The sequence below is a fragment of the Methylotuvimicrobium buryatense genome (genome assembly GCF_005931095.1).
GTDB classification, from domain to species: Bacteria; Pseudomonadota; Gammaproteobacteria; order Methylococcales; family Methylomonadaceae; genus Methylotuvimicrobium; species Methylotuvimicrobium buryatense.
Genome location: NZ_CP035467.1, coordinates 2,110,444 through 2,126,228, shown reverse-complemented (window position 1 = coordinate 2,126,228; position 15,785 = coordinate 2,110,444). Strand labels below are relative to the sequence as shown.

Annotated in this window: 9 protein-coding genes, 1 tRNA gene and 1 pseudogene; 1 reads left to right on the top strand and 10 read right to left on the bottom strand. The window is 48.5% G+C overall.

Features of this window, described 5'->3' with window-relative positions:
- Window positions 1-71: 71 nt before the first annotated feature.
- The 3 genes from EQU24_RS09560 to EQU24_RS09550 form a co-directional block, all read right to left on the bottom strand.
- Window positions 72-359 carry a hypothetical protein gene (locus EQU24_RS09560; RefSeq protein WP_235726384.1) on the bottom strand — a complete coding sequence of 96 codons (288 nt, stop codon included), beginning with the start codon at window positions 357-359 and terminating at the stop codon, window positions 72-74.
- 534 nt (window positions 360-893) lie between these two features.
- Complete coding sequence (locus tag EQU24_RS09555; RefSeq protein ID WP_017839714.1) at window positions 894-3,077, bottom strand: alpha-amylase family glycosyl hydrolase; 2,184 nt, start codon at window positions 3,075-3,077, stop codon at window positions 894-896.
- A gap of 513 nt (window positions 3,078-3,590) precedes the next feature.
- Window positions 3,591-7,874 (bottom strand): PhnD/SsuA/transferrin family substrate-binding protein, encoded by a 4,284-nt coding sequence (locus tag EQU24_RS09550; protein WP_017839717.1) that lies wholly within the window; start codon window positions 7,872-7,874, stop codon window positions 3,591-3,593.
- A gap of 821 nt (window positions 7,875-8,695) precedes the next feature.
- Here EQU24_RS09550 and EQU24_RS09545 point away from each other — a divergent pair.
- Window positions 8,696-9,220 (top strand): winged helix-turn-helix domain-containing protein, encoded by a 525-nt coding sequence (locus tag EQU24_RS09545; protein ID WP_017839718.1) that lies wholly within the window; start codon window positions 8,696-8,698, stop codon window positions 9,218-9,220.
- 41 nt (window positions 9,221-9,261) lie between these two features.
- On the opposite strand, the gene EQU24_RS09540 is transcribed toward EQU24_RS09545, so the two are convergent.
- From EQU24_RS09540 to ftsH, 7 genes and pseudogenes are all read right to left on the bottom strand, one after another.
- Entirely contained in the window at window positions 9,262-9,675 is a 414-nt protein-coding gene (locus EQU24_RS09540) for a hypothetical protein (protein ID WP_026130059.1), read from the bottom strand.
- A gap of 794 nt (window positions 9,676-10,469) precedes the next feature.
- Window positions 10,470-10,669 (bottom strand): annotated as a pseudogene (locus tag EQU24_RS22945) (IS21 family transposase); the annotation flags it as partial.
- A gap of 125 nt (window positions 10,670-10,794) precedes the next feature.
- A tRNA-Leu gene (locus EQU24_RS09525) sits at window positions 10,795-10,879 on the bottom strand.
- A 10-nt stretch (window positions 10,880-10,889) separates the two neighbouring features.
- Window positions 10,890-11,300 carry a preprotein translocase subunit SecG gene (gene secG / locus EQU24_RS09520; protein WP_017839719.1) on the bottom strand — a complete coding sequence of 137 codons (411 nt, stop codon included), beginning with the start codon at window positions 11,298-11,300 and terminating at the stop codon, window positions 10,890-10,892.
- A 24-nt stretch (window positions 11,301-11,324) separates the two neighbouring features.
- The gene (gene tpiA, locus EQU24_RS09515) at window positions 11,325-12,074 is read right to left on the bottom strand and encodes a triose-phosphate isomerase (RefSeq protein ID WP_026130060.1); all 750 of its coding nucleotides are present in this window, start codon (window positions 12,072-12,074) and stop codon (window positions 11,325-11,327) included.
- A gap of 59 nt (window positions 12,075-12,133) precedes the next feature.
- A complete protein-coding gene (gene glmM / locus EQU24_RS09510) occupies window positions 12,134-13,477 on the bottom strand; it encodes a phosphoglucosamine mutase (RefSeq protein ID WP_017839721.1) in 1,344 nt (447 codons plus the stop codon).
- A gap of 365 nt (window positions 13,478-13,842) precedes the next feature.
- Entirely contained in the window at window positions 13,843-15,762 is a 1,920-nt protein-coding gene (ftsH, locus tag EQU24_RS09505; protein WP_017839722.1) for an ATP-dependent zinc metalloprotease FtsH, read from the bottom strand.
- Between the last annotated feature and the right edge of the window lie 23 nt (window positions 15,763-15,785).

The following is a 15,785-nucleotide window of genomic DNA, read 5'->3' as shown; positions in this document are numbered from 1 at the left end:
CGTTTGCTGAGCTTGTGTTATGTCAATAACCGTTGAAGGATTCGCGGGTACAACAGCAATATCCTGGGTTGTTAGGGTTGACTGATGCTCGAAGGTAATGTTTTTTTTGCTTCGACAAGCTGCTCTAACTGGCAATTATTCCGTTTCAGTTCCGCTATTTTTTTCAAATGACGTTTTTGTGTTTTTCTAAGCTCACGAAGCTCAGCTGCGCGCTCAGTCGCTTTGTTTTTCCATTCATCGCGGCTGTTTAGTAGTTTTGACATTTGAAGCATAGTATTTGGGGGATGGGTTAAAATAAGACCTATTTGTACCGCATACAGCGATAATTTTAAATCCACAAGCTGAGGAAATAAAATCACTGTAAAGTGAACGATTATAAACCATATAGTTGTGCTTCTTTTAGCTAAGTCATTGATTAGTCGCTTTATGAGCAAAATAAAAGCGGCTTAAGCTGTCGTTTTGGTCAAACGATTGCATCCAGAATGATTTTAAGTTATTGAATATTAATAAGGTATGTGATTTGATGCATGCGTTTCGACAGCCTAGGATCGCTCCCACAGAGCACCCAACCCTTTTGTGGGAGCGACACCTTCGTCGCGATTTCGAGGCCGTGAGCGTTAAACGCCAACAAATGATATCGAAGTCTCATTGGCTAAGTAACTGTTTAAAAACTGCCTCCCGATTTTTCTCGGGCGCGTTACGCTAAACTTCGGTAAATAAATGATAGACAGTTATACCTTTCACACTTCAAATTTCGGCAGTATCTGAGGAGGCGCCGGGGTGTACGGCAAAGGCTTTGCCAGCATGGAGCTGGCATAGAGCCTACAGGGATGTATTTACGGCGTCCTTTGACGGACACCCCGGCGCCGAATTTTGATCTGCGATGTGCATACTTAGCGAAGATAAACCCCGTCCGAACCAATCTTCCCCGCCCCGTTCAACACATAAATACCTGCCGAATTGGCTGGCACATGAAAACCCAGGCAGCCGTTACCGACCGACATTTCCTTCCCGGTGATTGCGTCGCGATAAACGCCGTTACGGATATTTTCAACCGCAATGTCCTGATCACTTCCGATTGACAGGCCGACCACGGCATAGCTCGCTCCATCTTGAAAATCGCGTACGAATCGCATGCCGCTTCCCCACTCATGGATTTGGCTCATTTCGCCCTTTTGCAATGCGGGTATCGCTCGCCGGATCTGATTCAAGCGCTTGATGTGTTGATATAGCGGATGGCTTTGGGTCGTACCAATGTTCTCGTCGGTCAGATGATCGCCGAAATAGGCCCTACCGGTTTGATCGAGCGTGTCGTCGTTGCCGATAACATCCTGCGGCGCACCTTTCATGAACTCGATTTCCTCGCCGTAGTACAAGCAAGGAATGCCGCGCACGGTCCACAACAAATTATAAGCGGCCGCCGCCATCCACTGCTCGCCTTTAAAGCGGAAACGAAAGTCGTTGTCAGGCCCGACATCGTGATTCTGTAGAAAGGTCACCAGCGTCGAGGCATTGCCGTAGATCCAATCCATTTCCAGCACCCTAGCCACACCTTCGAAGCTGCCCCGACTCAGATTATCGCGAAAGGTCGAGAACAATCCGAAATCGAGTTGCGGAAAACCGGAATCACCGCCGGAATGCGGATTACGCGGATCGTGACCCAAGCGTGTATACCACCACGGACGAATAAACGAAGGCCCGTTGTCGCCGCCGCCGAGATCGCCCCAACCGTAGCCCTTGACCAAATTTTCCCCGAACACGAACAGCCCCGGCTTGTGCGCCTTCCAGGCATTGACGTATTCCAATAGATTGTCGCGCGGCACATGCTTGACCGTGTCGATACGCAATGCATCGACGCCCATGTCGAGATAACGGTTGACCGCGCCGATCAGATAATCCTTGACGTTTTGACGGTCGGTCGCGAGGTTGATGCAATCGCCGGCGATATGTTTCTTCTGAACGGCCTCGCTTTCCCAATCTCCCCCGCAGATAAAGCCTTGCTGCATGTACCATTCGGGATCGAGAGCTTGCGCGTCGATGCCGAAAAAACGGCCGGGATCGTAACCGGGTTTCGGAATCGTTTCACCGGTCTTGGGATCTTGCAGCGGCAACTTGCCTTCGGGATCGCTATGATGCCTTTCACGATACCAGTCAGGAGCCAACGGGTTGTCGATGTCGTCGCGGTTCGGCCAAGTGTAATTGCCAAGATGGCCTTGATACGGACCATGATCGACTCGACCTTGCTCCGAACCTTGCGGTACATAATATTTGATCGGCAGATGATCGATGTGCACCTTGCCGCGAATACCGTACTGGCAAGAATGATTGACGACGACATCCTGAATGATCTTGATGCCGCGTTTATGGGCTTCGTCGATCAAATTCTGATAAGTCGCATCGGGCGATTCTAGGCGTGGATCGATGCGGGTCCAATCGTAGGCGTGATAACCGTGATAATCCAAACCGCTACGGTTCTCGACCGGCGGCGTGATCCAGATCGCGGTGAAACCGAGATCGCGGAGGTAGTCGAGACGTTCGATCAAACCTTTGAAATCGCCGCGCCAATGCGGGTCTTCCGGTTCGCCGGTATCAGGATTGAACTTGATACGGTCGCGGCAAAAAAAACTGCTGCTCGGGTCGCCTTCATTGAAACGAGCGGTCAGCAAGAAATAAATCGTTTCCTCACGAAAATCGCCCAATGGCCCGTTCGGATCGACCGGAACATGTAAAGGCTTCGCCGAAGCGTTTGAGCTCGGCCGTGTCGCGGCTGAAATCCCGCTAAAGGCGGCCACTCGCGGATCGACGTTCTCTTCGTATTCATGCCAATGCCCGTTCGCGTAATAGCCGCTACGCGCACAGTGCAAATCCCCAGTCTGCGAACCATTGCCGTCGTTGAAGACCACGCTGGCGGACTTCACGCCATTAAAGCGATAAACGAACCAACCATCGTTATCGACCATTACCGGTACGCCGGGCCAATGAGTGTTTTCGCCGCTCGGATAAGTATTCCAGTAATGAATATGAACGAAATCCGCCCAATCGGCGGGTTTAAGGAAGCGTATAACGAGTTCGGGCATGTGATTTTAAAGCGATCGGTGAATAAGATGGGTATCAAGACAGTATGCTAGTCATAAAACCTTAAACTAGCACACTGCGCCGGGGATAATGGCAATTGAATACTCGACTGTCAAGTACCGGATGATTAATCCCACAATTCCCAATTTGAAAATCCGCAAGAGCATGGAGGGAGTAACGAATTTTGCTCCTGCAAAAATCCACAAGGGTAAAAAAGAGCGCTTTCATCTTTTGCCTTCGAGTGTCTTCAGTGGAAAAACCGAAGACTTCGTTGACATTTACAGGTATTACTCCCTTTTGATCGAAAAACCGTCTAAGAATAAAAGGTATGGGGTGTATCTATAAAGGGATTATACACATCGCAGATCAAAATTCGGCGCCGAAGTGCCCGTCAAAGGACGCCGTAAATACGTCCCTGTAGGCTCTATGCCAGCTCCATGCTGGCAAAGCCTTTGTCGAGCACCCCGGAGCCTCCTTAGTCACCTGCCGAATTTTGAAGTACGAAAGGTATAGATTCATTGCCATAGCGTTCCGCCGTCCTCCAAGACTTCGCGGCAAAATTTTACGACGCTCGCATCATAGATGGAGCCCTTGCCTCGCTCGATCTCGTTCAAAGCCGCTTGCACTCCCAAAGCCGCCCGATAGGGCCGATGCGAGGCCATCGCTTCAACCACATCGGAAACGGCGAGAATGCGCGATTCCATCAAAATTTCGTCGCCTTTTAGCCCATGAGGATAACCGGTGCCGTCCAAGCGCTCATGATGCTGAACAACCATTTCGGCTATCGGCCATGGAAATTCGATGCCTTTGACAATTTCATAACCGATCGACGGATGGCTTTTAATGATAGTAAACAATATCGGTTCTAGCTTACCGGGCCGATTGAGTATTTCGATCGGGACGGCAATCTTGCCGATATCGTGTATCGTCGCACCTAACCGCAATCCTTCCAAGCGATAAGCATCGAAACCCATACGCCTGCCGATTTGCACGGCCAACTCGGCAACTCGCTCTTGGTGCCCGGCGGTATACGGATCGCGTTTTTCAATCGTCATGGCTATCGCGCGAATGGTTTGTATCAATGATCCTTGCAATTTCTCGGCAAAACGCTGCTGTTCTTCCTCGGCATGTTTGCGCACCGAAATATCGATGATACTGGCCCGGTATTCGGCAACGCAGCCTGTTTCGTCTTTTATTGGATCGATGCTAAGACTAACCCACAGCCCGCGCCCATCGGCACGGCGCATATTGAGCTCGATATCGCGAATGCTTTGCTCGCCGGCGAATAATTTCCCGACTTCCGTTTCCCCAAACAGATCGAAAATCGTGTTCGTTTCCAAAATAGCCCTGTCATATCCCAACATCTCGCATAACGACTGATTGAACTGCAACAAAACTCCGTTTTTAGGTGCAACAGATACATAAGCATTAGGCGCGTTTTCGTATAATTCCTCGTATCGATTCTCGGCGACTTTCAATACCGACTCGGCATGCTCGCGCTCTTGTCGAATACGCAATGCTCGGATACCGAACGCCAAGTCGCCGGCCATTTCTTCGAGCAATCTCAACTCGGCTTGATCGAAGGCATCCGGCTCAGCAGAATCGAGCGTGATCGCACCCAAGGTTTCGTCATCCGAAATCAACGGTAGCGCGACCACTGACGCATAACCTTGTGCCAACGCGGCTTCTCGCCATGCAGGGGCAAAATCATGAGCATTATTGACGATATCTTTCAGAATAAACGTTTCCTTGTTGCGAATGGCGTAGGCGGCCGGATTACGTCCGCTTGCATCATCGGCCCAAGACAGCTCGGCCGAGGTAATCAAGTCGATATCGCCCCCGGCAAAAGCCATCGGACGAATCGTTTTTCGATCGTCGTGTTCCGCATAGCCGACCCATGCAAAACGGTAACCGCCGCTGTCGATCAAGATACGGCATATATCGTTCATCAAAGTTTGTTCTTGTTGCGCATGGACAAGCGTGGTATTGCACAGGCTCAGCGTGCGCAATGCCCGGTTGAGCCTATGCATTTCACTCTCGGCCTGACGCAGCTCGGTAACATCCTGTACCGTGCCGATCATACGGATCGGTTCTCCCGCATCGTTGACAATCACTTCTCCGATTTCGTGAAGCACTCGCTCGACACCATCGGCACGGCGAATACGGTGATCGAGCTCGTATTCATCGCCTCGCGAGAAGGCATTTTGCACGGCATCGGCCACAAAGTCGCGATCCTTCGGCGATATCGACTCAAGAAACCTTCGATAGGTCGCAACGAATTGTTGCGGCTTGAAACCGAACATGCGGTACACTTCGTCGGACCACGACAACTCGTCGGTGACAATATTCCATTCCCAACTGCCTAGATGAGCGATGTGTTGAGCCGCGGCCAAGTTCGTTTCACTGATCTGCAAATGAATCATCGTCTTGATGCGGCGGAGGGTGTTGACAATCATCTCGCCAACCGTTTGCAGTAGACGCTCTTCTTCTTCGTTCCAACGACGAAGACGCTTGACGGAATCGACGCCGATAAACCCCGAGAAAACGCCGCCGTAATTAAATGGTTCAGAAAGTAGCGAAAGTATATTCTCCCGCTTGAACTCCTCGCGCTCGAGGATAGCGACGGAAGGCAAGCGATTAACATCTTCTATCTTTACGCTCCTTCCGCTCATCAGCTCTCCGAACAACCACGGAAAGGATTCGACCGTAAATTTGCTTAGTGAATCGATTTCCGGCTCGATGCCTTCCGCACACCACTCGTGAGTATGCCCAAAAATATCTTCGGTATCGTCGTAATCGAAAATATACACCCGATCGACGTCTAAAAACCGGCCTAATTGCGTGAGGGTTTTCAAAACCACTTCATTGACTTGTTCCGGTCTAGCGTTACTCAAGTTCGAAGCGATTTCGGCAATCAAGGCTTCTAAACCGATACGATAGGTCAGTGCCTGCTCGGCCCGCTTGACTTCGCTAAGGTCCAGAACGGTCAAGACAAAGCCTTCTCGTTCATCGTTATCGTTTAAAATTCCCGCAACCGTGATAAAAACCGGCAACCCAAGACCGTTCGGCACATTCAATTCCATTTCGGCCGAAAAGTCTTCGCCGTCTCGCTCGGCTTTATCGAATAGCGCTTGCAACTGCGACATGAAATAGGCCGTGACCAATAAACAGTCTCCCTTATTAAACAAGCGCTTGTTGCACTCGGGTTCGTGCGAATCGCAGCCTAGAAGAGCCCTCAAACTCGGGTTGCAAAAAATCACCCGGCGCTCGCAATCCAATATCATAATACCTTCGCCAGCCTGCTCTAGGGCTCGGTTCAATATTCTTCGACGCGCCTCCGTCTTGCGCAACTCGGTTACGTCTTCCAAAATATGAATCGCACTCTTGACGCTTCTATCCGCATGCATAATCCCGAAGGAGCGCGAAACGAATATATCTCCATTAGGTAGTTGTAATTCGTTTGCTTTTGCAAAACTGTCTTCCGGAAAATTACGGCATGCGGGCATCGGTTCATTCAGTTTCGGAAATAATTCGAAATACAAGCGTCCAATGACTTGATCCAGCGTCATTCCCGCACGATCGCAATAAGCGGGGTTGGCTCTAACGATGCGCATCGCGGCATCGTGAATGAAGATAGGATCGCCAATCGCATCGAAAGCATCGTTCCAATCTTTGCTAATGCGCTCCAATCGTCGCCGACTTTCTTCCAATTCGGCGGTTCTTTCCCTAACTCTATCCGCTAAATAATCGCGCGCGTCGATCAATTCGATTTCAGTTTTGCGCAGGCGGCCATTCAGACGTATGAAATAAACAACAACGAGGCTTAATACCAACGGCGTCAGTATCGACAATAACAACCAATGCCAATAATGACGCAAAAAATCCTCAAAACCGATCCGGCCAACACCTTCATATGGGCTCAAACGAAGCTCACGCAATAAGTCATGCACCGGGCGGTAGTTATAAGCTACAGTCCAACCGGTAATTCCCGCTGCTTGAGCTGCAGAACTATCGTTTGACATCAACATTAACGCCGAGGCAACTTCGAGACTCAAAGACTCGGGTGTATCGGCAAGTTTGGCGAATGGCCATTCGGGATAAAGGCGAGTGCTGCTTAAATAACTGAAATTTTCATGCTGTATAGGATTGATGATTTTCAGTTCATTCAGATCGATCTCGCCTTCTTTATGCATGTGCTCCAAAGTATCGCTACGCGCGGTCCCGGCATCGACAACTCCATCTAAAACCGCTCGAACGGTCGCATCATGGGTATTAAGAAAACTTAACCGAGTATGCTTCTCCGGCATCACGCCCTGAGCCTGCATTTCACGCCGAGCGGCCAGATATCCGCCTAGTGACGATTGGCTCACTGCAGCGAAACGCTTGCCGTTCAAGTCGGCGATTGTATTTATGTCATCCCGGTCCGCGCGCGCGAATATCACGCCGCTAAAAAATGTATTGCCGCGCCCGCCGTTACGTTTACGCATTGTAGCGATACGCCCCGCGCCATAACGCACTTCGAAATCGACATAGATTCCCGAGTTCGCGACAAAAAAATCCACTGCGCCCGAAGCGACAGCTTTATCGATTTCGTTAAAATCTAGCGGAACGATGGAAAAGTTTCGGCTGGATATTTCACTCGTCAAATACTCGGCGGTCGGCAACCATTCGGCCAAAGCGCGGTCCTTGCCCCGATTCGCCAATACGCCGATACGTACCGTATCGTCCGCAACAACAGACGCCGGTCTCAAGAGCAACATCGACGATAAAAACAAGATAATTAAGCGCAGCAGAAGCATATCGAACAATTTAATAGAGGAAGATTTTCTTAGGCCTTTAAGAATGAAATACGAAGTCCCCACCGGAACGGCTTAATTTCATTGAGCATCATAGCAGATAAATCTTAAACAACGGTTCGGCTAGCCAGTAAAAAAAATCGGTGATTTATCATAATGATTTATCCTAAAAAGAGCAGTTGGCATGTGCATTAGACCGTTCGTGCTGAGCCAAGTCGAATCATGAAGGGCCTACTGCACTTTCACCGGCCTGGTGAAGCTTCAAACCACCCTTCACCCTTCGACAGGGCTCTCCTGAGCGTAGCCGAAGGGCTCAGGGCGAACGGTAGTTTGAGGCTCTCAACTGCTCTTTTTAGGTTTATACTCTTTGCCAGGACTACCATTAAGTTAAAAAAACCCGTCATTCCGCCAGGAACTGGCGGAATCCAATGCCATGGATGGCAAGCTTTTGAGGCACACTAAAGCCTGAAGCAAGCATTACTTATTTTCTGTCATGCCATAAATTCTTAACCTGTCAAACACGATCCACCTAGACCATTGATTTATGAACATTGTTCTGTTCATAATAGCGACAGTTTGTGCGAATGGAATATAAAGGAAGTAAAATGGTTGTAACTATTCAGTCCCCGGCAATTATCGTTCCCACGATGGAGCGAGGGAGCGATAGGGGATGTGAATAATTACACTACATTTGTTAAAACCGGGCTAATTGATAGATTTTGGCTGATGCCAAAATTTGATTCGCGAAGAGCTTATATCTCTTATTCGTTTTTACTTATTTTTTGAAATTCGACTAAAATCGATCAATAAAGAGGAACGCCTATATGCTTGAATGGTCGATTCTATTTTTTTTACTTTTTATTATTTATATCATTATGAAAAAATCTAACGCCACCACTGAAAAAACTAAACCTGAGACTGAAAAAACCGTAACACCCGAAGCGGTTAAAGAAACGCCGAAGAAAGCAAGCCCTACCCGGCCGGCCTCTAAAAAAGTTAAAGCCACCGAAGCACCTAAAGCAACAATCGAACAACCGGTTACAACTGAAACCGCTAAAGTAACGCCAAAAAAAACCAGCCCCTCCCGAGCTGCCACTAAAAAAACAAGCAGCCCAGCTCCAGCTCCGGTTGCCGAAACGCCGGAATTAAGCATACGTGAACGCGTCGGCTTAACTGCGGGTAACATCTGGCAATACTTGGATCAAAATGGCGAAACTTCCGTTGCAAAATTAATCAAGGAACTTCCTGAAGAAGAAAAAATTATCCAGCGCAGCATCGGTTGGTTAGCCCAAGAAGGTAAAATCACACTCGACACCGTCAATCGAGTTGAAACCGTCGCACTAAAATGATGAAGGGAATGAATCGTAAAAATTAATCTACCTATCTGCTGTCACAATCGGCCCAGGGTGTAGCATGACTGGCGCGCAAGACTTCGGGCACGGCAATGCCTGTCACCGAACATGCATTCCCTCAAAAATCCAGCGTCGCCTTGCAAAAGACGTTTTGCCCGATGCGCTGTCGGACCATGCATTCGACTTCGGTGCCGTTGAGCGGCAACTGGGTCAGTTTTTTTTTGAACTTCGGCCTGGTAATCGAGTTCGGCCTGATTGGGAAGCGATTGAGCCAATGCCGCCGCTCGACTTAGCAATTGCGTCAAAATATCGATGCTTTTTGCTGTAAACCGGACTTGGGCGCGATGCCTTGCCGAACCCAAGCACACAGCATCGTCATCGACGGGCAAGACATACTCGAAGCCATGTTCTCGCCCCGCTTTTTCGATCAGTATTCGCTCGAGCGAATTCATGCCTGGATTACGAAATAGGTCACTTTGAAATCATGCTTGAAGCGCTTTTTTCTTGGTGCCGATTATGCGCAAGCTGGATGGTAGGTAACACTAATCTCGGCAAATGCATGCGGCCGCTCTGGCTCATCAAAAATTCGCGCCAATAAGGCCAAACATGATAACTGGCATTTTTTAGCGCGTATTCATCGATACACGATTGTTCCAGTTCCCCATCCGCCGTGTATTCCGCGATATATTCGGCTTCGATAAATGCCCGTACAGATTCGTCTTTCCTGGTATATTTCAGATAAACGCAATTGACCAGTCCAAGGTGCCAGTAAGAATTCTAATGAGGTTTCACCTTGCGGATTTCGTCAGTTATCGACGACAGAGCACAACACATCAGTCATTTTCCTGCTGAATTCGTCATCTACGGCATAGTTGAGCTCAACTGGCTTGGCAGTCCTCAACAGACAAGCTTGAATAACACCATCGTTATATCGATCAAAACATGCGGGACTAATTAACCTAAAAAGAGCAGTTGAGAGCCTCAAACTACCGTTCGCCCTGAGCCCTGTCGAAGGGTGAACGGTAGTTTGAAGCCTCACCAAGCCGGTGAAAGTGTTGTAGACTCTTCATGCTTCGACTTAGCTCAGCACGAACGGTCTACAACACATGTCAACAGCTCTTTTAAGGATTAAAGTAGTACGATAGGTACTTTCCAATCCCTTTTTGACAGAATTAACGCGAAGGTTATGTAGAACAGATTGTATTGTTCAATACACATCCGACTGTGAAGCATTATTTACATCGGGGGCAGGCATCACCGCTACAGAATAATGGGACGCTAACTGTTGATAACTGGGATTGAGTTCAGGGTCTTAACGACAGGCTTTAGTCACACCGCTTTTTAAATTATCGGGGACCAGCATCACGGTTGTACCACCAAAAAACTCAACGGCTTAGCCCTTTGACTGCCTAACCAGTCGGGCAGACTGTGGCTCCAGGTCGCCTCGGTACCATGAGTTTTTCCGATCTGCACGAAAAGTATTAGCAAGATTTCTCCGGACAATAAAAAACCCGCTAAGCCTTGAAACTTGCGGGTTTTTGGAGTTGTTCGGACTGTCCCGAACTTGAATTTGGTGCCGATGGCCGGACTTGAACCGGCACGACTTGCGTCACCACCCCCTCAAGATGGCGTGTCTACCAATTTCACCACATCGGCTGATAGTTTTTTATTCGTTTATTTCTTCTGCCGGTTGTTCTTTTGCTTCAACCGTTTTTGATTCATCTTCGATAGCGGGCGTTTCGGCAGATATGGAGGGGACGGCAACCGGCGCTGCTTCTTTACTCATTAATGGAATATCGAAAGCTTCTTCGGTTTCTGCGTCATCAAAGAAGTCTTTCGCGGCTTTACTACCACCACTCAACATTGCAAGTGAAAGACTTGTCACAAAGAACAAAGTCGCTAAAACTGCAGTGGTTCTCGATAAAAATGAAGCCGCGCCTTGTGCGCCGAATAAAGTTCCTGAAGCACCGCTTCCGAACGCGGCACCGGCATCGGCACCTTTGCCTTGCTGCATTAATACTAGACCAATAACACCCAGTCCGAATAATACATGAATGACTATGATAACTTGATACATATTATTATGGTTATTTTGCTGTGATTATTTAGATGCGCTATATATTTTCAAAAAACCTTCGGCATCGAGTGATGCGCCGCCGATTAATCCGCCGTCGATATCAGGCATTGCAAATAAGCCTTTAGCGTTGTCCGGCTTAACACTGCCACCATACAAAATTTGCAGTTGGTCGGCGATCGCTTGATTTTTTGCAGCAAACTTTTGACGGATATACTGATGAACTTCCTGAGCTTGCTCGTCAGAGGCAGTTCTTCCTGTACCGATGGCCCATACCGGCTCATAAGCAATGACTGCTTTACTGAAAGATTCGATGCCTGCCGCACTTAAAACCGCATCGAGCTGTTCATCGATGACGCTAAACGTTTGATCGTTTTCACGTTGCTCTAATGTTTCGCCAACGCACAATATAGGAATGATCCCTTGTTGTTGAGCTTGAGAATAACGTAATGCGACCGATTCGTTGGTGTCGCCGTAATAAGTTCTACGTTCGGAGTGACCGACGATTGCATATTTGCAATTAAATTCATTCAGCATGGATGCTGAAATTTCTCCGGTATATGCGCCAGAACTTTGATCGGCAACATTTTGTGCGCCAAGATCAAGAGGGGTGCCTTCCGTTAATTTGGCTGCATCGGCTAAATAAACATAAGGAACACAAACTACGATTCCGGTATCGGATGAGTTAAGTCCGGCAATGATGGCTTTGCATAATGATTCTGTGGCCGCTTTAGAGCCATTCATTTTCCAATTTCCAGCCACGAGTGTTTGACGCATAATTTCTCCCTCTCCATCCAAAATTAAGCTGCGTATGATATATGCTTATCGAAACTTGTTCAAGCATCGATTGCTTTCTTAACCTCATCGGCTAATTGGTTAGCGCATTTATTCACCAACGCTTCGTCGACTCCTTCCACCATTACACGAATCAAAGGCTCGGTTCCTGAGGCTCTCAACAAGACTCTACCGTTAGCACCCAATATTTTTTCGACATCCTTAACCGCTTTTTGTATTTTTTCGTGATTATCGGGATTGATTTTGATATCGGTTCTCAAGTTAATCAGAACTTGAGGATACATGCGAACTCCGGACCTAAGCTCATGCAGCGTCTTACCGCTGGTTTTCATTTCGGCCATGACTTGTAAAGCCGCCACGATACCGTCGCCTGTCGTCGTTCTGTCTAGACAAATGATATGCCCCGAATTTTCACCCCCTAAAATACCCTTCTTCTCTTCAAGCATTTCCATGACATAACGGTCTCCGACTTTTGCTCGAAACAATTCGATGCCTAAGCTTTTTAGCGCATGCTCCATACCGAGATTGGTCATTAAGGTACCGATCACCGGACCTTTTAGGACTCCAGCATTTAATCTCGATTTAGCGATGATATAAATTAATTCGTCGCCATCGACGATTTCACCCTTATGATCGACCATGATCAACCGATCTCCATCACCGTCGAGCGCAATACCGAAATCGGCCCGATAGGCAAGAACAGTCGAAACCAATTTTTCGGTCTTCGTGGCCCCGCACTCTTCATTGATATTCAGCCCATCCGGTTCGGCGCCGATCGTAACGACTTCAGCGCCTACTTCGCTAAAAACGTGAGGTGCGATATGGTAAGTCGCGCCATTGGCACAGTCGACTACGATTCTGAGACCGTTAAAGTCCATCCAAGTCGGAATCGTACTTTTGCAAAACTCTATATACCGGCCTGCCGCATCTCCAACACGATTGGCTTTACCTAGTTTAGCCGAGTCAACCGTCGTCATCGGCGAGTCAATGTAATGCTCTATTTTTTTCTCCATGGAGTCGGGTAATTTCGTTCCCTCAACTGAAAAAAACTTAATGCCGTTATCATAGTAAGGATTATGTGATGCGCTGATGACGATACCCGCCTGGGCGCGCAAAGTTCGTGTCAAATAGGCTACCCCCGGCGTCGGCATCGGTCCCAATAAACGCGTATCGACACCGGCAGCAGTTAATCCCGCTTCGAGAGCCGATTCGAACATATATCCTGAAATTCGGGTATCTTTTCCGACCAATACGAAGCCGTGCCCTTCATTTGCGAATACACGCCCGGTTGCCCAGCCCAATTTGAGCAAAAAATCAGCCGTTATCGGATACTCACCCACTTTTCCTCTAATGCCATCGGTTCCAAAATATTTTTTTTCCTTCATATTTAAGCCCGTTTGTTACTTATTCGTTAAAAAGCATGCTTGTTTCAAAATATAGTGTTCGCACATCAAATTTCGGTTTTTTATCCCCGCTTCCTAGCCTTCTTCCAAAGGGAGACGGTGCTGAAGTGCCGAAATTTGATGTGGCATAAGTATAATATACCCTTTGCTGGTCAAATTTCGGCGCCGGGGGTCCGTCAAAGGACACCGTTAATACGCCCATGTAGGCTCTGTGACAGTATCCCTGCTGTCAAAGCCTTTGCCGAACACCCCGGCGCCTCCATGCGTCAATGCCGAAATTTGAAGTGCGATGGGTATAAAAAAGGAGAGCCGTCACCGACTCTCCTTTTCACTTGTTTCCGAAAAGATTATTGGCCTTGTTCGGCGGCATCGCCTAATGGCGACTCGGAATCTTTAGCATCGGCATGACCGTCCACTTTGATACCACCTTGAGGTGGCGAGGGATCTTCCCAGCCTTGTGGTGCTCTAACCGGTTTCCTTGCCAACAAATCGTCGAGTTGGGCTTTGTCGATCGTCTCATACTTCACCAAAGCCTCGGCCATCGCATGTAAAATATCTTCGTTTTCTTTCAGAATTTTTTCTGCACGCTCGTAGTTCCTATCGATAATCGAGCGAATTTCTTCGTCGATCGTATGCGAAGTCTCCTCGGCAACCGACTTATGCTGCGTAACAGACCGACCTAGAAACACCTCGCCTTCTTCTTCACTATAAGCCAAAGGACCGAGACGTTGCGACAAGCCCCATTTCGTAACCATGTTTCTGGCCAACTCGGTCGCACGCTCGATATCATTGGATGCGCCGGTGCTGACTTCCTCCCAACCGAAAATCATTTCCTCGGCAATTCGTCCGCCATACAAACTCGAAATCATGCTGTCGAGTTTACGTTTACTAATGCTGTATTGATCGCTTTCAGGAAGAAACATCGTCACCCCTAAGGCGCGCCCACGCGGCATGATGCTTACCTTGTAGACCGGATCGTGGTCAGGCACCAAACGACCGACAATGGCATGCCCGGCTTCATGATAAGCCGTCATTCTTTTCTCTTTTTCGCTCATCACCATCGAGCGGCGCTCCGCACCCATGATGATCTTGTCTTTCGCCTTTTCCAAGTCGACCATGCTGATTAATCGCTTGTTGGTTCTTGCCGCACACAAGGCGGCTTCGTTAACCAAATTAGCCAAATCTGCACCGGAAAAACCGGGCGTGCCTTGCGCTATATATTTGATCACGACATCATCGGCAGCAGGAACTTTCTTCATGTGAACATTCAGAATCTGCTCCCGTCCTTTCACATCGGGCAAACCGACCGTGACTTGGCGATCGAATCGCCCGGGGCGCAACAAGGCTTTATCCAATACGTCCGGACGGTTGGTCGCGGCGATCACGATAACCCCTTCGTTCCCTTCAAAACCGTCCATTTCGACCAACAACTGATTTAAGGTTTGTTCGCGTTCGTCATGCCCGCCGCCTAATCCAGCGCCGCGTTGGCGACCCACGGCATCAATCTCATCGATAAAGATAATGCAAGGCGCATGTTTTTTTGCCTGCTCGAACATATCGCGAACTCGAGACGCGCCGACACCGACGAACATTTCGACAAAATCGGAACCGGAGATGGTGAAAAACGGCACTTTTGCTTCACCGGCAATGGCCCTAGCCAATAACGTTTTGCCGGTCCCGGGCGGACCCACCATCAATGCGCCTCGCGGTATTTTTCCGCCGAGTTTTTGATATTTAGCGGGGTCCTTTAGAAAATCGACCATCTCGGCAACCTCTTCCTTGGCTTCGTCACATCCTGCAACATCGGAGAATGTCACTTTGATCTGGTCTTCCTCGAGCATACGCGCCTTGCTTTTACCGAAAGACATAGCTCCTCTTCCGCCAGCGCCTCCGCCTTGCATTTGGCGCATAAAAAAGACCCAAACCGCAATCAACAACAAGATAGGACCAAATGAAACCAGAAGCTGCATTAAGAAGGAAGGTTGTTCAGGCGGTAGTGCTTTAATGTCGACCCCGCCTTCGAGCAAATCATCGACTAAATGTGGATCGTTCGGCGCATAGGTGCGAAACGTCTCGCCGGTTTGCATTTTTCCCTTGACGACATTGTCATCGATTGAAACCTGTTGAACCTGCCCCATTTTAACCGCTTGTATGAACTGCGTATAAGACAGCGTAAGATCGCCGCGATCTCCACGCGGAGCGAAATTGTTGAATACCGACATCAATACGACGGCGATGACAACCCATAAAATTACATTTTTTAACATATCGTTCAAGTTACTAGCCTCTG